This window comes from Paenibacillus sp. FSL F4-0125, from assembly GCF_038008565.1.
Classification (GTDB): Bacteria; Bacillota; Bacilli; order Paenibacillales; family Paenibacillaceae; genus Paenibacillus_AQ.
In genome coordinates, this window is record NZ_JBBOZJ010000001.1 from 4858826 (window position 1) to 4881882 (window position 23057).

The 23057-nt window shown below is 44.6% G+C and carries 14 protein-coding genes; 2 read left to right on the forward strand and 12 right to left on the reverse strand.

Features of this window, described 5'->3' with window-relative positions:
* Nucleotides 1-10 precede the first annotated feature (10 nt).
* The 9 genes from NST74_RS21710 to NST74_RS21750 form a co-directional block, all read right to left on the reverse strand.
* On the reverse strand, nucleotides 11-1633 hold the full coding sequence (locus NST74_RS21710; RefSeq protein WP_341114389.1) for a response regulator transcription factor: 1623 nt from the start codon (nucleotides 1631-1633) through the stop codon (nucleotides 11-13).
* Nucleotides 1584-3449, reverse strand: a complete 1866-nt coding sequence (locus NST74_RS21715; protein WP_341114390.1) for a cache domain-containing sensor histidine kinase — start codon at nucleotides 3447-3449, stop codon at nucleotides 1584-1586. Before NST74_RS21715 ends, NST74_RS21710 begins: the two co-directional genes overlap by 50 nt.
* Before the next feature lie 38 nt (nucleotides 3450-3487).
* Complete coding sequence (locus tag NST74_RS21720; RefSeq protein WP_341114391.1) at nucleotides 3488-4852, reverse strand: ABC transporter substrate-binding protein; 1365 nt, start codon at nucleotides 4850-4852, stop codon at nucleotides 3488-3490.
* Between the two features lie 139 nt (nucleotides 4853-4991).
* Nucleotides 4992-5774, reverse strand: a complete 783-nt coding sequence (locus NST74_RS21725; RefSeq protein ID WP_042132362.1) for a carbohydrate ABC transporter permease — start codon at nucleotides 5772-5774, stop codon at nucleotides 4992-4994.
* Nucleotides 5775-5837: 63 nt separating this feature from the next.
* On the reverse strand, nucleotides 5838-6737 hold the full coding sequence (locus tag NST74_RS21730; protein ID WP_042130036.1) for a carbohydrate ABC transporter permease: 900 nt from the start codon (nucleotides 6735-6737) through the stop codon (nucleotides 5838-5840).
* A 292-nt stretch (nucleotides 6738-7029) separates the two neighbouring features.
* Entirely contained in the window at nucleotides 7030-8412 is a 1383-nt protein-coding gene (locus NST74_RS21735) for an MATE family efflux transporter (RefSeq protein WP_076117140.1), read from the reverse strand.
* An 18-nt stretch (nucleotides 8413-8430) separates the two neighbouring features.
* Complete coding sequence (locus tag NST74_RS21740) at nucleotides 8431-8862, reverse strand: MarR family winged helix-turn-helix transcriptional regulator (RefSeq protein WP_341114392.1); 432 nt, start codon at nucleotides 8860-8862, stop codon at nucleotides 8431-8433.
* Nucleotides 8863-9119: 257 nt separating this feature from the next.
* Nucleotides 9120-12050, reverse strand: a complete 2931-nt coding sequence (locus NST74_RS21745; protein ID WP_341114393.1) for an insulinase family protein — start codon at nucleotides 12048-12050, stop codon at nucleotides 9120-9122.
* A gap of 70 nt (nucleotides 12051-12120) precedes the next feature.
* Complete coding sequence (locus NST74_RS21750) at nucleotides 12121-14265, reverse strand: S-layer homology domain-containing protein (RefSeq protein ID WP_341114395.1); 2145 nt, start codon at nucleotides 14263-14265, stop codon at nucleotides 12121-12123.
* Between the two features lie 230 nt (nucleotides 14266-14495).
* Here NST74_RS21750 and NST74_RS21755 point away from each other — a divergent pair, with 230 nt between their 5' ends.
* Nucleotides 14496-15329: a helix-turn-helix transcriptional regulator gene (locus NST74_RS21755; RefSeq protein ID WP_341114397.1), complete on the forward strand. Its 834-nt coding sequence runs from the start codon at nucleotides 14496-14498 to the stop codon at nucleotides 15327-15329.
* A gap of 43 nt (nucleotides 15330-15372) precedes the next feature.
* Here NST74_RS21755 and NST74_RS21760 read toward each other — a convergent pair whose 3' ends face one another.
* A complete protein-coding gene (locus NST74_RS21760) occupies nucleotides 15373-17556 on the reverse strand; it encodes an alpha-galactosidase (protein WP_341114398.1) in 2184 nt (727 codons plus the stop codon).
* 264 nt (nucleotides 17557-17820) lie between these two features.
* On the reverse strand, nucleotides 17821-20286 hold the full coding sequence (locus NST74_RS21765) for a beta-mannosidase (protein ID WP_341114400.1): 2466 nt from the start codon (nucleotides 20284-20286) through the stop codon (nucleotides 17821-17823).
* 132 nt (nucleotides 20287-20418) lie between these two features.
* On the opposite strand from NST74_RS21765, the gene NST74_RS21770 reads away from it, so the two are divergent.
* Nucleotides 20419-21270, forward strand: coding sequence for a helix-turn-helix domain-containing protein (locus NST74_RS21770; RefSeq protein WP_341114402.1), 852 nt, complete (start codon nucleotides 20419-20421; stop codon nucleotides 21268-21270).
* A 94-nt stretch (nucleotides 21271-21364) separates the two neighbouring features.
* On the opposite strand, the gene NST74_RS21775 is transcribed toward NST74_RS21770, so the two are convergent.
* Nucleotides 21365-22978: an extracellular solute-binding protein gene (locus NST74_RS21775; protein WP_341115947.1), complete on the reverse strand. Its 1614-nt coding sequence runs from the start codon at nucleotides 22976-22978 to the stop codon at nucleotides 21365-21367.
* Nucleotides 22979-23057: the final 79 nt, after the last annotated feature.

The following is a 23057-nucleotide window of genomic DNA, read 5'->3' on the forward strand; positions in this document are numbered from 1 at the left end:
CTATCCACACTCAATGCCAAGCTGCATATTCACTTGGCCTCATGCCCATTTCCCGTTTAAACAACTTAATGAAATAACTTTTATTCGCATATCCCAGATACTCAGAGATTTCTTCCACAGTCTTTCCTGACTGATTAAGCAGCTCTTTTGCCTTCTGAAGCTTTAGCATATTTACATATTCAATGAAATTCTGGTTTGTTTCCCTTTTGAAGAGGCGACTGAAATAGCTGGCATTCAAGTTTAGGCGTCCGGCCATGTCTTCTAGTGTTATTTTCTCCGTTACATGACTAATCACGAACTGCTGGGCTTTGATAACCTCGCTCCGTTTGGACTTAATGGAGAATATACTAATTTTCCGAGCTAATTCCTCCAAGTACTGAACTAACCAATCTTCCAAGTGCTCAAGAGTTTCAATGTCACCCACCACGTTAAACAGCTTCTCTTCAGCCATTGGCAATGGTGTTTGCAGCAGTTGTTTCGTCTTCATCTGCAAATCCATCAGCAAGCGGAGTACACATTCCTTGACTTCATTTGGATGGAATTTTTGCGAGGCCACCCATTCTCTCCATTCCTTGATATGAACGCGAAGCTCCGTGTCCCTGTTCAGAGCAATATCATCATTGATAACAGCGTACACACTTCCATACTCGGCATAAATATCTTCCTTTGAAAAGCAAATCTCTTCAAAACGGTGAATTCCTGCCGTAGGAAGATAAAAGCGTTGGATCTTCTCCCTTAGCATCCGCTGCAGTGTTCCTCGAATCTCTTCAGGACTGCGCGCCTCAGCGCCAAAGATGCAAGAGACGGACAGTTTGAGATATTTCTGCACGGCAGAAGCTGCATTTTGAATAGAATGATAGATTGCTTGGTGATCTTTAGATGGCTTGTCACTGCAAAAGAGAATGACAATTTCCTTGTTACTGTATCTCGAAATAAATAGACTGTGATCAGCCTCAAGCACTTCCTGCATGATATTCTCAACTGCAAAAGAAATCGTATATTCACTCATCCGGCGTACCCTTGAAACTTCCTCCGGACGGTCAATCACAATAACCAGCGGAATATAATTTTTGGCATGGATCATAATTCCGTTTGACCGGGCCTGTTCGATCCAAGCCGACTTGTCCCAGGATTGATACAGAGTATCTTTTAGAAACTTTTCCTTAAGTGCGGCACGGTTTTGAGACTGCTTTTGCTTATAAACGAGCATCTCTGTATGCTGCTGCCTATTCAGACCCACTTCCGTCACAAGCGTTCTGAGTGCTTGCACCAGCTGATCGATATCCAGTGATTCCTTTAAAATATATTCTCCTACGTTTAATTTCAGCGCCTGCTGAGCGTATTTGAATTCGTTGTGGCAGGACAAAATAATCGCTCGGATTCCAGGATTCACTGCTCTGAATTTCTCAAGCATCTCCAGTCCGTTCATCTTGGGCATACCAATATCGGTAATAATCAAATCCGGTGGATTCTGCTGTGCTTTTTCCCAAGCCTCAAGACCGCTATAATAACTTCCTATGAGTTCAATACCGATCTCACTCCAAGGTACGGCCTGCGACAAATAACGGATAACCGGATAGTCATCATCCACCAAGATTGCCGTCAGCATTCTCCACACCTGCCTTTCCATCATCCAGAGGAAACTCCAAACAAATCTCCGTACCCACATCAGGTTCGCTTTGGATATTCAGCTTGAAAGAAGCGCCATAAATCATACTGAGGCGTTGAGCCACATTACGTAAGCCTATACCGGAGAAACCTTTTCTGTCTTCTTCTGCTATTTGCTCGCTGCTGTATGCGGTTTCACGAAGTCTTTTTAAATTCTCCGGTGACATGCCGATGCCATTATCCTTAATCGTGATCACCAGCGTTCCTGTAATTGCAATTATATGAGCACCAATGTAAATCTCACCACCAAACTGCTCGAAACCATGAATAATAGCATTCTCGATCATAGGCTGAATCATAAACCGGGGTACCAGCGCTTCAGCACTTCCATCCGCTAAATTCATCTCTAGCCTGACCTGATTCGCATGGCGAAAATTCATCAACGTCACATAATGAGATATCGTGTCTGTCTCCTCGCGAAGCGGGATAAATTCATTGTCCCTGTTAAAGGTCATACGGAGCAAAGATGACAGCGAACCAATCAGCTCAGCGTTCTCCTTGTCTCCTTGCATCAAAATATTTAACCGGATCGAATTCAGTAAATTAAACATAAAGTGTGGATTGATCTGTGCCTGCAGCATTTCTAGCTCGGCTTTTCTTTTTCCCATTTGCTCATAAGTGATTTGTTCAATCATAGACTCGATACGGTCTAGCATCTGGTCGATGGTGCGGGCAAGCTGCGCTGCCTCATTCTTCCCTCGAATGAAGGAACGTTCGTCCAATTGACCACGACCTATTCCCTTTACAAAAGCACTTAACTTTACGATAGGCTGAGTTAGTTTAGAGATAAGGACGGTTAAGAGCACGGAAAACAAAGTAAAGAAAAGAATCTGCACAGCCAAGCTGATAAATAAAATCTGCTTATTCTTCGACAAAGCAGCCTTCATTGGAATAATGCTTACCATCCGCCATTTGTTGCTGCTCAGCTCCTGGTCAACATATAAGAATTTCTCAGCATCGATTTCGACAGTGTCAAGCCCGCCATCCTTCTTCCACCATGTCGTCAATTCACCAATTCGGGCCTTGTCAGCATGTGACACGACAGTACCTTTATCATCCAAAAGCATCATTTCTTTACCGTTATCATTATTTAGATAAGGGCGGAGTTTACGCTCATTGATGTTAATAATCATATATCCGATCGTACTGCTGGAAGTTGATTGAATGGGTCTCGCAATGGTTACCCAATTAGTTGAGCCCTTATCCGAGTAATTATAGTAAGTATCGTGTTCTGCTTTCCAATAGGTCGAGATAGGTTGAATTTGTTTCATCAGCGACATCCATTGCTCGTTATAAAAGGTTGTCGGATTAAAGTCACTATAAGGATAGCTGGTATAAATAAATCCATTTTTTCCGATTAGCGTCACTTTTAAATATTCGGTTAATACGAACATATCATCCAGCATCCGCGACATACGGTTATACTGGATGATCTCCTTCGCTGAACGTAGCGTATCTGGATCGGCGGACATCATCTGCCTAATTTCATTGTTCTGGAGCACGAAATTGGACTGCTCTAGCGTCTGTTCAAAAATGGCATTCATATTGGCACTGGACGCATTGAGGGATTCTCTAGCGCTGCCAACGGCCTTCTCCAGAATCAGATCCCGAGTTAAATAATCTGTAACCATGTAAATGCAGACCAGTGGAATCAGTACGCAGATCAGTGAAGACCAGACAAGTTTCATTCGAAGTGATTGATGCTTTCTAAACACGGATGACAGGCCCCATATCTGTTTGAATTTGGAGCAGGAGACAGAAATGCTTTCCTGCCCCCACATTATAAGCCCCCTTAGGGAAGCGTACAATCAGTCTCCGCCTACTTTCCGCTGTTGTTCTGAACGACTTCCGAGATTTTTTTATCAATATTGTTAACTGTCACATCCAGATCCTGTTGGCCGAGGAGATACATCTCTGCTTCTGGAATAACGTTGTTCTTAGCTTCATCCGCATATTTAGCGGGAACTTGCGTCGCACCAGGTGTCGAGTTCTCCATCGTAAATTTCAGGGAATCGACATCAATCTTAGATGGATCCTTGGAACCATTCACAATCGTATCCACCAATTTATTCGTATCTGATTTCGCCCAGCCAGAGAAGACACGCCCTCCAATTTCCAATCCTTCTGAGGTATACCAGCGCACAAAGGTATAAGCAGCCTCCTTATTCTTCGATTTAGCAGCTATCCCCATATAAGTCGGCTGCACAGGTGAGTAATGTTTGCTTTCACTATCCAATCGAGGGATTGGGGCAAACGCTGTAACAAAAGTTGCCGGAATAGCCTCAGTTCCTCCCGATTCCGCAACCATCCAGTCTCCCATCGGAAGCATCGCCGCTAAACCATTGAAATACTGATTCCGGTAGGCAAGCTTCTGCGAAATAATATCTTCATAAGGAGTGGCACTCTTATCTTCGTACATCATTTTCTTCATCATCTGCAGATTTGCCTTAAACTGCGGGTCTAGCGCATTCGAGGTTCCATCAGCTTTTAGAAATGTATTATCCTCAGGCTTACTCATCAGCTGGAGCTGGAAATAATCCGGCCAATTATGCAAATATGCGCCAAAACGCTTCGTTGCACCCTCACCCTTGGTCAATTTCTTCGCATACTCTTCGAAATCAGCCCAAGTCCAGTCCGTCGGAACCGGCAGACCAGCCTCATCTAGCATTTCTTTGTTAAGGAGCACGAACCAGCGCTGCATAGAAGACGGCAACGCATAGATTTTGCCATTGACCGAAGTGTCCACCAGATATTCATCGGAGAGCTTATACCCTTCTTTCTGAATATATTCGTCCATCGGCGCTAACAAACCGATATCTGCACGCTGCGAATAGTTGGTATAAGGCAGTTCGACAATATCCAGCGGGTCACTTGCAGCAGCCATCAAGTCCAGCTTTTGCATGGAGGCTACAGAATCACCTTTTTCATTCAGTAGATCTACTTCTACATGTATGTCAGGATGCGCCTTCTCAAACTCTGCGATAATCGTGCTCCATTTCGCTTTCGCTTCCGTCTGCCAGGTACTCAGCTTCAGCGTAACCTTCTCTGCTGCAGGCTCTTTATTCCCACCAGCTTCAGGCGCATTTGTCGCCCCTGCATTATTGGTTTTCGCATTTCCACCGCATGCGGTGAGTGACAACGCCATCGATGAGATAACAAGCACGGATAATAATTTCTTTTTCATATAGACCCTCCTATAAATGTGTTGGGTATACCTCGCTTTACAGCTAGTGCTATGTAACTGCTTACAAGAACATCCTAACATGCGGGATAGACGAGGAAAGTTCTCATATTCTACCGAAGAGAAACTATTTTGACTTTTATTATCCCTTCACGCCTCCGAGGGCAATTCCCTCAATAACTTGCTTCTGTCCGAGAGCAAAAATAATTAACAGAGGCAAAATTGCAGATACCGCACCAGCCATCATGAGTGAATAGACATCCCCGTATTGATCCCCAAACAACCGAATACCTAACTGAATCGTAAACAGCTCTTTAGATTTCAAAAAAATGAGTGGATACTGATAGTCGTTCCAGGTCCAGATAAACCGCAAAATAGCATAAGTGGCTACAGCCGGACGGATTAACGGGAATGCAATTTGTAGAAAAGAGCGAAAATGACCTGCTCCATCCATCCGCGCCGATTCAAGATACTCGTTGTTTACCCCCATAAAAAACTGCTTGAGCATAAACGCACCGATAATACTAAAGCTATTAATTAAGATCAATCCTATATGTGTATCAATCAGATTCAGCCAGTTAAACAGTAGAAACTGTGGAACTAACGAAGCCTGCGGAGGTACCATATAAAGGGCTAATACTACTACAAACATCGCATCTCTACCCGGAAAACGCAGCTTGGAGAATCCATAAGCAGCCAGTGCGCATATCAGCACATTAATTATAGTCGTCGTCAGCGTAATATAAATGGAATTTCCGTAATAACGAGCGAAATCACCTGACCACACCTGTTTGTAATTCTCAATAAGATTCCACTGCTGCGGCAGCCATTGTATTGGAAAATTAAACACATCTTTCTCCAGTTTAAAGGAAGTAGATAACATCCATAGAAACGGTAAAAGAAATGCAATACCTAGCAGTCCCATTGCAATTGTCCAGAAGGTTCTGGATAGAAGCTCTTTTCTCACTGTAAATTCTCCTTTCTGCCTTTAATAATTGACCCATTTTTTTTGCGCTAACATCTGCAGGGCTGTAATGATCAGGCAGATGAGGAACAGGACAAGTGCCATACTAGAGGCATAACCCGTCTTCAACTGGTTGAAGGCAGTGTCATATAGCTCATATACGATAACTGTCGTGGAGTTAGCAGGTCCACCTTGTGTCAGTACTTGTATTAGATCAAAGATCTTAAAGGAGCCAATGACCCCAGTAACCAGCAAGAAAAAGGTGGTCGGCGAAATGCAAGGCACTGTGATATTGCGAAATTTCCGCCAGACATTGGCGCCATCAATATCAGCTGCTTCATAAAGATCCCTTGGAATACTCTGTAAACCCGCGATAAAAATAATAATGTTATACCCGAGCTGAATCCAAATCTGGATCAGCATAAGTGACGGCAGAGCATAATGAATATCAGCCAGCCATTTCGGCGGATTATCCCATCCCAGCGACATCAGAAATTGATTAACAGGTCCCAGTGAGGGATGAAACATAACCTGCCAGACCATAGCGATAGCAACTACACTGGAGATGTATGGAAGGAAATAAATTACTTTAAACAAATCCTTCAGAAACACCTGTTTATCAATCAGGATAGCCAGCAATAGCGCAACGATGATCGTAACCGGAACGGTGATAATAAAGAGCAGATTGTTCAGCAAGCTTTTCATAAAAGCATCATCATGAAACAGCCTTATGAAATTATCCACGCCCGCGAACTTAATCCCCCCTAACCCAGCCACAAAGTTCCAGTTCGTGAAGCTTAACAACAGTGAGCCCAGCACCGGGATCAATGTCAAGATGATCAGCCCCAACATCAGTGGAGCGACGAATAAATACCCGGCGATCGCTTCGCGCGTATCCATTTTAAGATGAAATTTTCGTATCATAGTTCTCCTCCTTTACTTATCCATAATTGTAGAAAAAGTAAGCCTTAATCATAAGAACTATAATTGTTCATTTTGGAACTAATTTTACCGATCCTTTAGTTGCGAAACCTTTTAGACAACCAAGTAAAAACACCTTTGGCGTCCTTATAAGGACGCCAAAGGTGTTTATGCGAGAAATATAAGACATAAAGTATATTGTAAAACTTATACTTTCTTATATTTGCAAAAAAAGCGCGAGCCAAGCTCCCGCCATCCACTACATTTCTATTTTTCCACGCATAGTAAGATCGTTTTACACGGACGCAACCTCTACAACACCTTTTCCATCCCCGCCCGTACTTTTCAGCTTTTTACTAAAAATAATAAACAAGATAACGCCCATCAAGCTCGTTATAACTTCTGTTATGGTCATAGACCAGATCACGCCGTGAAGTCCAAAGACAGAATGTAATACGATAATCATAGGGATAAACAGTACGCCTTGTGTGATGGCCATAATGTTAGTTGGAATCCCCTGTCCGGTCGCTTGAAAAATACTCATGAACAAACCCGTAAATCCATTAAATAAAGCAGAAATCAGCATGGCTACCAAAATATAAGTTCCCATACTTAACACCGAAGGATCATTAGAGAAGAAATGTAGAATCGTTCCTCTGAACAAAAATACCAGACCTACAAATACAACAGCAATACCTCCGATATAGGCAAAAGCATGCTTAATCGTTGATTTAAGTCTCGCCATATTTTGACTAGCAAAGTTAAACGCAAACAGTGGAATCAATCCTAAGAATAAACCCATTGATAAAAATTCCGGAACCTGAACAATTCTTAAGGCCACACCAAACCCAGCAACCACATTCTCTCCATATTGAATCGCAAAGTTATTTAACAAAAGCGTGCTCACAATCACAAAACTAAATTGCAATAACTCCGATACACCTATTTTGTACACTTCTAATTGATCTCGAACAGATATCTTGAAATGCTTCAAAAATCCTCTTAAGTGCTCACTTTTCGTTTCTAAAAAATAGACATAATAAATCGCGGAACCCACATTCGCTAAAACCATTGCCAACGCAGCACCTGCCACATGCCAGTTCAACACTAGAATAAAGAGTGGATCAAAAATTAAACTTAAAGCCGTACTGATGAAGATGCCATACATCGATTCCTTCGAGGCACCTTCCGAACGGACTAGCTGCTCCAAGGCAAAATTAAGCACAATGGCGAATCCACCGGCAAAAAGAGTCAAAGCATAAGCCTTAGTAAAGTCTAGAGTAGCAGCATCTGCCCCCAGCAATCGCGTAATTGGATCAATCGCTAACATCGCCATTAGAGCAATAAGAATACCCACTATAATGCTTCCATAAAAAGTGTATCCGGCAACCTTCTTTCCCTTCTCCGTATCTTTTTGCCCTGCCAGCCTTGTAATAAATGTTCCTCCACCTACGCCAAGCATATTCCCAAAAGCCATTAAGACTGTGAAAATGGGCAGACCCAAAGTAATGGCCGTCAGCATACTAGTATTGTGGAGTAAGCCAATGAAATAAGCATTGATTACATTATAGATGGTACCTACAGACATCCCGATCATCATAGGAATAGATAGATGAGCAATTGCCTTCTTGATCGGCGCCGATTCTAAATAATATTGATTTGAACCTTCTGTTTCCATGATTCTTCCTCCAAACTTTTATAGACTTGATTTAACTTTTTGCAGTAAAGATTTTAAGGTTGCAGTTTCTTCCGGACGGAGTGCTTTTGTAATGCTTGCTTCTACCTCAGAAAAAATCTCATTGAACTCCTCGACCAAAAGAGCACCCTTTTCCAGAACAAAAATACTCTTCTGTCGTTCATCATTCTCAGGTGTGACACGCTTGATATAGCCTTTCTTTTCTAAACCTTGGAGCATGCTGGTAATACTTGCCCCTTTTCTATTAAAGACCTCCGCCAAATCCTTTTGAATAACACCTTTTTCTTGATGCTCAAAAATATAGCCGATCATGCGCCCTTGCTGTGAATTCAGACCTAACTCATTTAGTCTGGCATCAGCTGTACTTTTTAGTTTCATCCCGATCTCTCGAATCAAATTAGAAAAGGGTGTGTTCTCAACGTGTTTATTCATAATTATTTCCTCCTCAACCGAATTAGTTAGAACTCTAAGTAACACCATTATCATAATAGTTAGAACTCTAACTGTCAATGTTCTAACTAAATAATCAGATTTAATTCTACTTTTAAGGTAAGTACGTGATTGCAGTGAATATTTGGACTTCCGGCCACTTTTCCTTTATAGAGTGTTTTTTAGTTCACCTTATTAAAAAACGCCCCTCTCCAGCACATGCCCGTAGACATGTACTGAAAAGGAGCGATTAGAGAAACTTACTTCACAAGTTCTTCCAGCTTTCCGAATAAAGCGGTTTTCGATTTCAGCTTGGACGCGTTACCGACCACAGTGAAATAATTCTGTTCCGTCACAGCCTTAAGTAAGTCGGTGTACTGTCTGATGTCTTCCGGTGTTGTCGACAAGATTTCATCCCGTTCTTGCTGGAGTTCAGCCTCCGTCACCTGTTCGAAATAATGCCGGTCCGCCCGCCGTCCCTGAGCACTCGGACTTAGCGGCTGGTCCAGCATCGACAAGGTGCCGATAATTGCTTTGGTCATCTCGTCGGCATCTGCTTCATACCCTTCAGCAAAACGGTACGCCTGATCATACACCTCCAGCGTCTCCTGCAAATTCGGATCACGGTAGGAAGTAAACATCATTATCCCGTCTCTGCGCAGAATCAGATTTCCGCCGTAAGCACCACCCTTCACACGCACCGCATTCCATAGATAGGTGAGGCTCAAGATTTTTTTGAGCACCTGCATTTTGCCTGAATATGTGAATCCTAGCTTAGTGAAGTTGTATCCCTTGACCACATACTGCACCTGACTGGAAGACATGAATCCTTCATTGTCCGCATGGCCTTGCGCGGTAATCTTAGGCATATCCACTACAGGTTGGTCCTGGATATCCAGCTTCGCAACATTATTAGCGAATTCCTCATACAATTCAGGTGTTCCCGTCACGCTGATGATCAAATTCTTTTTATTAAATAAAGCCGCACAGATATCCTTCAGTGTGTCTGCTAGCTGAGCTCCCTGCTGATCGAACGTCTCGGCAAGCTCGCGGATAAAGCGGTAATAAGTTACACCGCCCTGTTGTTCCTGATACGCTCCCATATCCGAGAAATAGGACATCAGGCGGCTAGCCGCAATATCATTCCCTCTTTGGTTCAGAATCGATTCCATCTGCGAGGCTTCCCGGCGGACGATTTCCTGCAGCTTAGTCAGATTATCGAGCGCACTAGTATACAGCATCTCTCTCAGCAGATCCAGCGACTCACCAATATGCCCTCCCATTACTTTCACCAGCGCACTGAATTTGGGCTGATAGCTTGCCCCGTTGGTTTTTGCTGCGCCAAAGATCTCATTCCTGAAGTAAATGCCCCCAGTTTTGATCCCGATTTCACTGGTGAGCTCTTCGATGCTGTAGGACGCAGTTTCCATTTGACCTAATACCTCTGCCAGCAGCACTAAATAAGGGATTCGCTCAGGAGCGACAACACTTGTATCCCAATAAAACTTGCAGTAGGCAATCTTCTGGGTAGCTACCTCATGATGAATCACCGTTATGTCCTGATGGGAATGTTCATAGGTTGGTACTTGCGGTTCTATATTTCGGTTAATATCCTGTAGGGACAAGCTTGGCAGCTTCTGCAAATCCTCGGCGACATCTGGACGGCTCTGCCGTGCCAAGAGGTTCTGTGTACGCTGAACCAGCTGCGCCAACTGATCTGGTTGGAGTGACGCTTTGTATTCACTCAATTGATGCTGAGCGGATGCTTCCTTTTCAGCGGCGATCGTCTTGGACGGGTTCAGCACCACCACACTGCGATGATCACTATTCAACAAATAGACTTCAATCAACTTCTCAAAATAACGATCCGCCAGCTTTTCCCGTATGGCAGTGAACGCCTCTTCATATCGCATATGATTGGTAGGCTGACCGTCATAGAGCCAGGACTTCATCACTTCGATATTGTAAGTAAGACCTTTTGGATACTGGTTAAAGTCCGCTTCCCGCAGTTCAAATTCCTTGCTGTTGACTGCTGCCAGCACCAGCTTCTCATCTAGTCCGTCCTGAGCCAAACGCTTTAATGTAGTCTTCACCAGCTCCACGAAGGCATCTTTGGAGGAGGCATTGGAATGCGTCAGCGTAATGCCAAGCAGCGGCTGAACCATACTGTCGGAATAAAAAGCAAACGCATCCTTGCCCAGTCCGCTTTCGAGCAGGGCTTGCTTGAGCGGAGCTGCGTTGCTGTCCATCAGCATGCTTTTTAAAATATCAAAAGCCAGGTTCAATTCCCGATCTGTAGAGGTTCCAATCACATAATTCAGACTCAGGTAAGTCTTATCTGTAGCAGATTCTGCTTCCATGATCGGATAATCCGCTACCAGCTCCGTCATTCCAATCGGCTTTTGCAGGGGGATGGATGTATCAAAGCTGTTTCGTTCATAAGATCCAAGATATTCCTGATCTATAAATTGCAGCTTTTCTTCAATATTAACGTCTCCGTAGAGATAAAAATAACTGTTCGACGGATGATAATAATTGCTGTGCGCCTTAAGAAACTGCTCATAGGTTAGTGCTGGAATCTCCTGTGGATCTCCACCTGAAGAATGACGGTAGATCGTGTCCGGATACAATGACTTTTTGATTCTATCCATCAATACCGTTGTCGGTGAGGAATAAGAACCCTTCATCTCGTTGTAAACCACGCCTTTATAGATAAGCTCATCTTCGGGATGCTGAAGCTCGTAATGCCAGCCCTCTTGCTCAAAGATTTCTTGCTGCTTATAAATATTCGGCTGAAAGACACTATCCAGATATACCTCCACCAAGTTGGAGAAGTCTTGATCGTTCCGGCTCGCCACTGGATACATCGTCTTATCCCCAAACGTAAATGCGTTCAGGAACGTCTGCATCGAGCCTTTCAGTAATTCTACAAAAGGTTCCTTAACCGGATATTTCTCCGACCCACATAATACGGAATGCTCTAAAATATGAAAAACACCCGTGCTATCCTCAGGCGGAGTTCTGAAGCTTACGCTAAAGACCTTGTTGTCGTCTTGATTCTGCACGAACAGCAGCCTGGCGCCACTCTTCAAATGTTCCATCGTGAATACGGCGGAATCGATTTCCTTAATAAATTCCTCATTAATGACCTGAAATCCATAATAAATGTTCCCTGTGATCAAACGACTCATAGATTTCCCTCCTCTGTTTAGGGATATGTAACTCTACATGAGCTTATCATATCCCTGGACATTAATTCCATCAGTAGAAGGGTTCCGGGATTAATTTCTGTAATCTGATTAAAATTGCCGCCGCTTGCTCACGCACCAGAATCTGCTTTGGATCAAAGCGGCCTCCGCTGCCGGTCATCACTTCATGTTCATTCACAGCCTGAATCGCATGACGGCTTGCCTCTGGTAAGCCAGCCGTATCAGTAAACTTCACACGGTCTGGGCTACCGTAGGTAGCTAGCCGTACGGCTTTAGTAACCATAACTGCCGCTTCTTCCCGTGTAATACCACGGTCCGGTTCGAACTTGCCAGATGAAGGGCTAACGACGCCCAGTTCCACAGCCTTGGCGATAGTACCGCTGTACCATTTGCCAGCCTGGACGTCCTTAAAGCTGGAGACGGCCTTGGCATCGGGAAACTCATGCAATAGCCGCAATAGCAAGGTTAGGAATTCAGCTCGGGTCAGCTTCTGCTTAGGAGCAAGTACATTCCCGCTGGCACTCACGCCCTGAATATATCCGCTGCTAAGCGCCATCGCGATATCCACGCGTGCCCATTCCGCGACTTTCCCCGCATCAGTAAAGCTAGCTAGTTCAGGGGAAGAGACATGCAGCGCAAACGTTCGTTTGGATAGCGCTGGTGCGTCATCTTTGCGATATTTGGTGACTAGCACAGGATAGACACCGGGCTTCATTCCGCCAAAAGACACCATACCCGTGCTGTCAGCCACTACGCTTTTTCCTTGAAGGGTCACGGTAACGCCAAAGGCTGGAAGACCGCCTAGTTGGTTGTTTGACTTGGTGATACGCAGGGAAAAAGGCATATTGGCACTTGCGTATCCCCCCATTTCCTGACCATTCTTGTCTTTCCATTTCACTTCCATCCGATCAAGCAGCTCTGTATCATTCGCGTAATAGACGAGCAGCTTGTCTCCATCACCAATCGTCAGCCTAAAAGGACTATTCTCGGGATATAACCACGCGCTGCCCCCGCTGAATACAGCAATTTTCCATTCTCCGCGCCCATTGTACCGCCCGTTCTGAATCCCCTCTATAGCGGTGAAGGCTGGTTTAGCTGCATCCCCATTTAGCTTATAAGCAAGACCTTTCGCCTGTAAAAAAGCTGCGGCTACCTTCACTGCATCACCACCGGCAATACGCCCCTCAGCAAGGGTTCCGCCACCAGGACCTTCAACTTGAATCGTTGCCCGGTCAAGGCCGGTATGATGCAATCCGCTGTACAGCAATCCAGCCTGCTTGGATAATAGCTTATACGAGGTCAGGGCTAGATAGGCTTGCGCAGTCGCAGGACCCTCTTTCCCCCCGCCTTCTATCTGTGCAAAACCGCCACCTGAAAGATTCCGCTTCATTAAATGATCCAGCAGCGAGACCCCTTTTTCCTTGGCGAAATCCGCTGCATCAACTCCCTGCGACGATAAAGCAACAATCACCTGCGCTGTCGTTACAGTCTTACCGTCGAATCCACCGTCAAGCTGCTGCTTATCTTTCAGCCACTGCAAAGCCTTCTGAACAGGCTGCACCGTTTGTTCCGATCCCATTTCCGAAGCGAGTGCCGTTAACGCTAAGGCAGTTGCTACCGGATCGCCTTGCTTCTGCCCGGCCAGCGGCCAGCTGCCATCCGCCAATTGCATAGCGAGCAACTGATAAAAGAGCATATCGGGATAACGGTTCGTCCACTCCATTGAATTGGAAATAGAGTTTTTCGAGGTAATATAGACGGCTGCCAATGCGGCTGCCCCTTCCGAATCGATTCCCGCATGATTCATCAGGAATGGATATAAATCAATACCAGCGATATTGTTCATGTTGCCACCCGCAGCACTATAAGCTAACGCTGTCCGGGCTAAATCGGCCACCTTGGAGAACTTCCCCCGCTGCTCCAAAATCTTGTCAGCCGTCTGCCCCAAATACCCATCAGGCAGACTATGCCCATTCTTAAAGAAGCCTACGGCTGCTTCGTCCGGAAATGGCTGTATCGTCAGCAGCACATTCTGAGCCCCTTCCAAGGCTCTCTGCATCTCCGCAGTGAACAAAGCAGTTGTCTTCTGAACCGTAGACGGCTCTGCCATTACCCTGCCATTCAGCAGTATAAGTGATAGACACAAAGCAATAAGCGTAAACTTCCTTATCGTCCGGTTTAGTTGTGTTGCTCCCATATCCATTCTCCTCCAGTGCAGCTTGTTAGAACCCATAAAGATTAGACGCAGCTAAATGGAATTTTGTTACTATTACTATCTTGTTGATGAGATTCACCAAAGCGTTTACACTTAAGAGAGAGTGAATTCTCTTTAGTAAATTATTGATCTATACTCAAAAGTCTTTCTGGAAAGGAAAGCTGCTAATGTTACGTTCCTCCTATACCTTTCGCTCGGAAGAAGAAGCATCTATGCTTCTGTTTGATTCTATCGGCTGGGAACAAGTTGATTCATCTGCCTATTCATTCAACGGCCAGAATCGGACGGAGAGAAGCTGTGTAATTTTTCAGTACACCTTATCGGGAGAGGGTAGAATTGAAATAGATGGGGTTGTTCATCGATTAACGAAGGGCAAAGCTTTTCTAGTGACTGTCCCCAGTATACACAGGTACTATTATCCGGAAGATGGCACCGAGCCTTGGGAATTTTTATGGCTCAATCTGCGGGGTCCTCTAGCGATTTCACTGTGGAGCCAACTTGCCGCGCATTGCGGTCCAATTATTGAACTCCCCCAGGAATCAGTTTCGATAGATTTATTGTGGAGCATTTTCAAGGACATACAGGTTCATGAAGAAAGGGATTTGCATCTTTTAACGGGAAATGTCTTTCAGTGGATCTTGTCCGTGGAGAAATATCTCAAGAAACCTAATATGTTAACCACCTATATAAAAAATGACAAGCTTCACGCCGCTATTCAATTTATGAAAGAAGATCTGCATAATAATAATCTAAGCTTAGATGATGTCGCCGCGCATGTTGGCGTTTCTAAACATCACCTTTGCAGACTGTTTCAAAAAAACATCAATCTTTCACCCTTTGAGTATTTAAAAAGAAGGCGGATTGAGTTGGCAGCATCTAAACTTAAAACAACAGATTTGAGCATCAACCAGATCGCCACGGAAACCGGATTTGACAATGCCAGCTATTTCGGAAAAGTTTTCCGTTCCTATTTCGGGGTCAATCCCTCGACCTATCGAGAACAGGATCTAGAGTTCCTAACCAAACATGTGTTTTTTGAAAATTAATCCATATAAAAAGGAGCAAGCCAGTGGCTTACTCCTTTTCTTATTAAACCTCTTTGAGTACAAATAGTAAGCTTTTGAAATCGCCCTCAAGCTGAGGAAGTGAGAGTCCGAAGTGCATCAGCTCATCCCCTCTGTATACTTCACCGTTAAGCTCAAGTCTGTAGTTCTTAGCTGGGTCGAGTCCCTTCAACCGCAATCTGCGGAGTGGTGCGTTAGGCTCGGCCAGCACTCTGAAGTACGTGGCAAAGGCTTCTTTTTTATCATCAGAAACAAACATCCACGCCGTCTGATTCCCCTCAAATGGACTAAGCAGTCGATAGAAATCACCAAATTGAATCAACATTCTCAGTTCCTTGTACTCTGAGACCTGTTTCCGGATATCCTCACGCTCAGCCTCAGATAACTTGGTCATATCTAGTTCGTAGCCAAAGTTACCAGACATCGCAACATGACCTCGTGTTTCCAATGGTGTGATACGGTGCACCTGATGGTTAGGAACAGCCGATACGTGAGCACACATAGAGCTTGCAGGGTACACCATGCTTGTTCCATATTGGATCTTCAATCTTTCAATCGCATCCGAATCATCACTGGTCCAGGTCTGTGGCATATAGTACAGCATTCCTGGATCATATCGTCCGCCACCGCCGGAGCAGCTTTCGAACAGAATATGAGGGAAACGGGTGACGATACGTTCCAGCACATCATAAAGTCCAAGAATATAACGGTGAGCCGTTTCGCGTTGACGTTCTGCAGGAAGAAGAGCAGATCCAATCTCCGTCATATTCCGGTTCATATCCCATTTCACATAAGTAATCGGAGCCGATGACAGCACAGAGCTAACCGAATCAACGATATAATCACATACATCCTTACGTGATAAATCCAGAACAAGCTGCTGGCGAGCTAACGTTCTTTTGTGACCTGGTACATGAAGACACCAGTCCGGATGCTCACGATAAAGCTCGCTTTCTGGCGATACCATTTCCGGTTCGAACCATAATCCGAATTCCATGCCCATTGCCGTAATGTCTTCCCCGAGTTTCCCGAGACCTTCTGGAAGCTTGCGGCGATCCTCTACCCAATCTCCGAGGGAGCTATCATCATTGTCTCGTTTCCCAAACCAGCCGTCATCTAAGACAAACAGTTCAAGGCCAAGGTCTTTGCCTGCTTGAGCAATTTCTTTGATTTTATCTGCGTTGAAATTAAAATAGGTCGCTTCCCAGTTGTTGATGAGAATAGGTCGCTTCCGATCACGGAATTCACCTCTGCATAACCGGGTCCGATACAGACGGTGATATGTTCTTGATAATCCACCAAGTCCTTGACTGGATCTTACCAGCACTGCTTCAGGAGCCTGGAAAGATTCTCCCGGTTCAAGCAACCATTGAAAATTAAACGGTTGAATGCCGATGCCCACTCTGGAAATCCCGTATGGATCCACTTCCGCTTGCGCAAGAAAGCTTCCGCTGTACACAAGGCTGAACCCGTATACTTCACCATGATCCTCTGTTGCATCTTTTGCAAGCAAGGCCATAAACGGATTCTGCGTGGAACTACTGGCGCCGCGTTTACTGTCAATTCGGTGGATACCAGGTACAAGTGGTCTTTTATGGATATGGCGCTCTCTCGTCCACGTACCAGATAATTGCAGCATGTCATAATCAGAATCATGAAAGTCAACATTCGCGCTCAATACACGTTTCAGCACTACATTATCCTTACCCTGATTCTCAATTCTCACGGAACGAGTGATCACATCCTGATTATTAAATACAGTGTAGCTCAATACAGCGATCAGTCCGGTTTTGTCATCCTGAAGAACGAGTTCCAGTGTCTCTGCTTCCTCTTCACTTTCAACATAGGTGGAAGGCAGCCCCTTTAATGCAGGCTTTCCTTTATTGATCTTATAGCTCTGATAAAGGAAGTCCGTAACGGTCGTACCGTCTACCAAATGAACCTCAAGCGCCGGTTCCCGGAAATCACCATTCCCATAAGACGGAAACTCACTTGGAATCGTGTCGAGGGAGATCTTCTTGTCCTCCATTGTGTAGGTCGGGCTAAAGGAGCAACGTTCCACCAAATGCAACGGCTGCTTGATTCCTTCTAATTTAGGTCCCCAATAGACATGCGCTGGAAGCTCACCTCTAACAATTTCAATCACATAGCTGGATTGCTGGGACTGTAAATGAAATACCTTGCGGCTGTCATCATAATAAATACTCATAATATCCTCCTACTCTTCTTATCAGATCTTGTTGTAATGTAATCGGCTTAATTTATCTCGTTGTTTGAAGTCTATTTTAAAGATAATTGAAAGGGGATACAATCTGAATATCTATACCTTGAATAGTAAAATATTGACCTATTACATTTATCACATGTGAGATTAAGTTCTAGCAAAACATAAAATGATTATTAACGGCTATAGTAAAAAAAATACATACAAAAAAGAGCCCCACTAGGGAGACTCTTCCTCAATACTTCCTGCTTAAATATCAAAAACGGAGCGTATAGTAAGCTGTGCACGCAGTTCCTCGGCCGTGGCTGGCTTATCAAGGTCTTTTTTAGCGATTGTAATAGATCTTGTTGTATCTCCCGACATATCAAAATAGTTGTCACTGAAGATGGCATCTCTTTCCCTGAAGTCTAAGCCGACGAAACGAGCATAGGCCTTCGCCTTCACAGTAATTACAAATTGCTCTTCTTCCTCAATGAGTACGGCCTCAAGCTCAGGGTCAATAAAACTAAAATGCTTTGGCTTAACAAATAGGACCGTTCCACCGCTCTTCGTCTTGCCGTCTACCTTAAAAGCGTATTCCAGATAAGTCTCTCGTTTCTTCCTTTTCGTATCCAGCATGTGGGTGAAATCAAGCTGTTCGAACTCAGCAGTACTTAACGCGGCAATCTCCACCGGCTTTGTGCCTTCCAGCAAGACCTCCGATGCCCGAGTGAGCAGTCTCCAACTCAGTTCACCAATAACCTGTTCTCTGCTTTCATTGGACACATGAAGGGAGACCTTCGTTCCTTCATCATGGGCAGAAACAAGAATCGGTGCGAAGAAATGTTTAGCCGCATAATGCATAGCCTTCCACCGGCCATAATAGTCAATACTGGACCAAGAAGCTACAGGCCAGCAGTCGTTCAACTGCCAATACAATGCCCCCATACAGCGACCTCTATGTCTACGCCAGTGCTCAACGCCGCAGCGCATCCCTTCTGCTTGGATCAATTGCGAGGCATATAGCACAGACTCAAAATCTTTCGGATATTTGTAAGTCTCCCCGATATAGTAGAGAATTTTCTCATTCCCGGTGTTGTTCTTCTGATGGGACTCCATGACATAAGAGAAGATATTCCGATCCTCCGGCAGCGTAAACGACTCGATAGTCTTCAAGCCCGGAAAAGACTGCAATCCGAATTCAGACATATAGCGCGGATATAGCTTCCGGTAATCGGTAAACGGTTCTTTCCCATGCCAGACCCCCCAGTAATGCATATCTCCGTAATTCTCGTCATTTGGCTTGTCAAAGCTACCCTTGGAGGAGGGTGAAGCACGCCAATAGAAGGTATTCGGATCAATTTCTTTAGCGATTGCCGGTAGAAGCACCTCATATTGCTTAATATAATCTGCCTTAAGCTGCAGGGAGTAATGCTTCTCCCAGTCCCATTCGTCCCAAGCCAGCTCCTGCTCGTTGTTGCCGCACCACAAGCCTAGCGAAGCATGATGGCGAAGACGCTTCATGTTATCGATAGTCTCGTGCGTGATGTTCTCCTCGAAAGCTTCGGTAAGAGCATAGATGCCGCAGGCATACAGATGATCCTGCCAGACGATAAGACCATATTCATCGCAAAGGTCGTAGAAATAATCATCCGGGTAATAACCACCACCCCATACGCGAATTGTATTGAAATTGGCAGCCACACAGCTTTGGAGCAAGCGATCTGTGCGTTCTCTAGTCACGCGAGGCAGAAGATTATCTTCCAGAATATAGTCGGCACCTGTAGAGAAAATAAGCACACCGTTGACTTCGAAAGCAAAAGATTCTCCCCATTGGTCTTCTTCCTGCTTCACAGTAATGGTTCTTAGTCCAATCCGCAGTTCTCTTCGATCTAGTTCCTTCGCCTTTTCCTCAAGTACAACCTCTACATTGTACAGTGGCTGAGCACCGAGATTATTCGGCCACCACAGCTCTGGCTCGGTAATTTCAAATATAATATGATGATCCGTTCCAATTGTCTCAGACACACGATGCTCAAGACTTTGGCCTGCTGGGGTATGAATTTTGACCACGATTTCCCGATCAGCTTTCTGCCAGCTCTCTGTTCTTACTCGAACATCCAGCTTGACCTTATCCTTCTCATGGAATTGTGTAATATAAACATCGTCAAGACGAGCAGAGTGATAGCCCTGAATGGAGAGACTACGCCAGATTCCCAGATCGGGCAGCTTCGGACCCCAATCCCACCCGAACATGGAGTGCGCTTTGCGCAGATGCGAGATTCCCTCTACCGCATCAGCACATCCGCTGAGCGGCAATTCCGCTTGCTTCCTTAATGTAAATTCTACCGGGGAACGGAAAATCGCGTGAATGATATTTTCACCAAGTGTCAATACAGACTTGATATCTACTTCATATGTCCGATGCATATTGTCACTGTTCAGAATATTCGTTCCATTCAAGTAAAGCTCACAAAGCGTATCGAGCCCTTCACATAACAGAAATACGCGGTCATGCTCTAGCACTCCACCCTCGAGCTGAAAAGTACGCTGATATTCGTAATCATAATTGGACAGTTCCAGAACCTCATACTCCTGCTCCCGGTAGAACGGATCTGGCATTTCTCCGGTATTCATCAAATCATGGTAGACAGAGCCTGGCACGCTGGCCTCCAGCCATTTCGGATGATCAAGCCGTTTCATTTGCCATTTCCCGTTAAGATTGACAAGTTGCATTTTTCCGCCTCCACACATGTTCTATTTTGACTTCTTGTATTAAAATCTTAACAATAATATGTATACTTTTCTTCTATTGTGTTCGCCAAAATAGTGTGCTATTTTAACATCATCAAATGCTGGAGGAAGAGCATGATCAAATACACCGAGGCAAGCCACATTAATCCCGAATTGTTAGCTGATCCCTTCTGGGTCGAGTCCCTAAGTCAGGTATCCCCAGAACATACACATGACTTTTATGAATTTTTTATACTCACTAAAGGCCGATGCCGGCATATTGTTAACGGGGCTACCCAGCTTCTCCAATCTGGCTGTCTTATCTTCATCCGCCCCGATGATACTCATCGATATGAAGCTGATGGGGATAGCGATTGCCGCTTTCTCAACATTCCCTGCCGAAAAAGCCTCATTAATGACGCCTTTAGTTACCTGAATGAAGAAGAGTTCCTGCATGGACTATTAAATACTCCGATTCCTAGCATCGCTATGCTGTCTCAACTGGAGATGGATGATTTCATTCGTTCTTTCGAACGCATCCGAATGCTCTCTGCCTTAGACAAAGTAAAGTCCAGGATATATCTGAAAGGAATACTCGTAGATACGCTTACCCAGCATTTTTTCTCTCCTGAAACCATCGAGCAGCCAGAGTTCCCGCTGTGGCTCGAACATGCCGTTTCCAAGATGCATCTAAAAGAAAACTTAAACAAAGGCCTTCATGCCTTGTACGAGTTGTCGGGCAGAAGTGTCGGTCATATCAACCGGGCCTTCCGCCAATATTTAAACCAGACACCGACAGAATTTATCAACCAGCTAAGACTCAACGTGGCGCGTAATCTGCTACTTACTACTGAACTGCGTGTGGTCGAAATCGCCCTGGAATCCGGCTTTGAGAATGTCAGCCATTTCTATCATCAATTCAAAAAATACTATCACCAAGCCCCGCTAGATTTCCGCAAAAATACGCATGCCAATAGACTAGTTTAACTGTTCATAAACATAGCAAAAGAGCTCCCTCTCTGCCTAATACAGAGAGGAAGCCCTTACATGTCAAGATATTGAACTTATTATCCAGCTGTGCTTATTTTGAATTCCACAGCTCCATACGTTCTGCGTACTTCTGGTTAATGATTTCTTCTACTTTTTCATCCCCAGCCTTCTTCATATCCGCAAGCATCTTATCGAATGTAGCATTGGCTTCGGCTTCAGAAGGAGCAATGATTACTCTAGTAATGCTTTGATCCATAATATCTTTTACCTTCTGTGCAGTCAGTGCTTCAGGTGTTCCGCCGTCAGGGCTCAAGTTGTCATATTCCGCTGTATCCCATACAGAATCTCCAAGACTCTTAATCGCCATCTGATCTACTTCACTGCGTTGATATTTAACCGCCATATCGTAAGGCTGTTCATTTGCATCTAGACCATTCTTAATAAACCACAACCATTTACGAACACCGCTCTTCTTCACTGTGTCGTCCCAGTTTTCCTTGAAGCTATCCAAGAATGCAGGATCCGGTTGTCTCTTGCCATCTACCATAGTGTATTGAACGCCTTCTTGACCCCACAGCAATAAATGCTGTCCTTCATCGCTTGCCAAGAAATTGAACAGCTTCATTGTTTCTTCAGGATGCTTGTTATTCTTAGTAATAGCGATGGCATCCCATCCTAGCGAGCTTCTTGGTCCAAATGTCGTTTGGGCAGGATCTACGCCTGGAGCAACAACCTTGTAAGGGAAGAGCTGATTATCTTCTCCGCCATCCTTCTTCAAAGTTCCGTTCCCGTTACCTGGATCCCAATAAGCGCCTGGTGTGGAGAATACTGCGCCGGTAGCCAGCTTTTGAACCCAAGTTTGCGTTTTGCTTATGGCAAATTCCTTCTCAACCAAACCTTCTCTGTATAATTTATTCACATAGAGCAGCATTTCACGATACTTTGGATCCTTAACATCATATTGCAATGAACCATTGTTATCGTAATAAGTTTTCAGACCCCACATGCCTTTGAACGTTCCTAAGTTAGCGCCCATATTTTCACCGTTCATGGTCATTGGAATGGATTCTTTTCCATCAATCGTCTTATTCTTTGCTTTAAAATCCTTCAGAATGGCTTCTAATTCATCCGTTGTGAGCGGAGTTGTGCCATCTGCTTTGTCTGGAGCCAGATCTGCAAGCAGATTTTTTCTCATCAGCATTCCGAAGACTGGATCACTATCTAGTCCGTACCAGTTAGCTAAATAATAGTTTTTTCCGTCTTTATAACGAGTCTTGGTCAGTGTATCGCCATACATTTCCTTGATATCTGGACCATTCTTCTCAATCAACTCATCGAGTGGAATGAACGCGCCGCTTGTAATGTACTTATCGAGGGAAGCATCCCCACGGCTCATCACGACTACATCCGGATAGTCACCACTGGCAAGCATCAAGCTTAGCTTCTCTGTCGGATTTCCTGTTGGCTGCTGAATGGAGATCTCAATGCCAGTCTTTTTAGTGATTTCTTGAGCGACAGCATCGGTAAAAGGCTCTCCCTTTGTATTTGAATCAAACCATGTAAGTGTAATCGGCTCTTTTTTTGTATTTTCTCCAGCCGCAGTATTTGTATTGTCTTTTCCGTCATTAGAGGAGCAGCCCGCTAATACACCAACGGCCAATGCAGCTGTAATACTTACGCTCAAAACTTTGTTTTTCTTTATCATAGACACCCTAATTCCTCCCATTAAGTAAGTTACTTTATAAATTCACCAAGCAACCAAAAACCAAGCAAGTCTATCCGCT

What these genes read in the sequence shown, in the direction of transcription:
- NST74_RS21725 (WP_042132362.1), bottom strand. Translation starts at nt 5,774, where the DNA reads ATGGGACTGCTAGGTATTGCATTTCTTTTACCGTTTCTATGGATGTTA.
- NST74_RS21765 (WP_341114400.1), bottom strand. Translation starts at nt 20,286, where the DNA reads ATGCAACTTGTCAATCTTAACGGGAAATGGCAAATGAAACGGCTTGAT.
- NST74_RS21745 (WP_341114393.1), bottom strand. Translation starts at nt 12,050, where the DNA reads ATGAGTCGTTTGATCACAGGGAACATTTATTATGGATTTCAGGTCATT.
- NST74_RS21755 (WP_341114397.1), top strand. Translation starts at nt 14,496, where the DNA reads ATGCTTCTGTTTGATTCTATCGGCTGGGAACAAGTTGATTCATCTGCC.
- NST74_RS21710 (WP_341114389.1), bottom strand. Translation starts at nt 1,633, where the DNA reads ATGATGGAAAGGCAGGTGTGGAGAATGCTGACGGCAATCTTGGTGGAT.
- NST74_RS21775 (WP_341115947.1), bottom strand. Translation starts at nt 22,978, where the DNA reads ATGATAAAGAAAAACAAAGTTTTGAGCGTAAGTATTACAGCTGCATTG.
- NST74_RS21735 (WP_076117140.1), bottom strand. Translation starts at nt 8,412, where the DNA reads ATGGAAACAGAAGGTTCAAATCAATATTATTTAGAATCGGCGCCGATC.
- NST74_RS21715 (WP_341114390.1), bottom strand. Translation starts at nt 3,449, where the DNA reads ATGTGGGGGCAGGAAAGCATTTCTGTCTCCTGCTCCAAATTCAAACAG.
- NST74_RS21750 (WP_341114395.1), bottom strand. Translation starts at nt 14,265, where the DNA reads ATGGGAGCAACACAACTAAACCGGACGATAAGGAAGTTTACGCTTATT.
- NST74_RS21760 (WP_341114398.1), bottom strand. Translation starts at nt 17,556, where the DNA reads ATGAGTATTTATTATGATGACAGCCGCAAGGTATTTCATTTACAGTCC.
- NST74_RS21770 (WP_341114402.1), top strand. Translation starts at nt 20,419, where the DNA reads ATGATCAAATACACCGAGGCAAGCCACATTAATCCCGAATTGTTAGCT.
- NST74_RS21730 (WP_042130036.1), bottom strand. Translation starts at nt 6,737, where the DNA reads ATGATACGAAAATTTCATCTTAAAATGGATACGCGCGAAGCGATCGCC.
- NST74_RS21740 (WP_341114392.1), bottom strand. Translation starts at nt 8,862, where the DNA reads ATGAATAAACACGTTGAGAACACACCCTTTTCTAATTTGATTCGAGAG.
- NST74_RS21720 (WP_341114391.1), bottom strand. Translation starts at nt 4,852, where the DNA reads ATGAAAAAGAAATTATTATCCGTGCTTGTTATCTCATCGATGGCGTTG.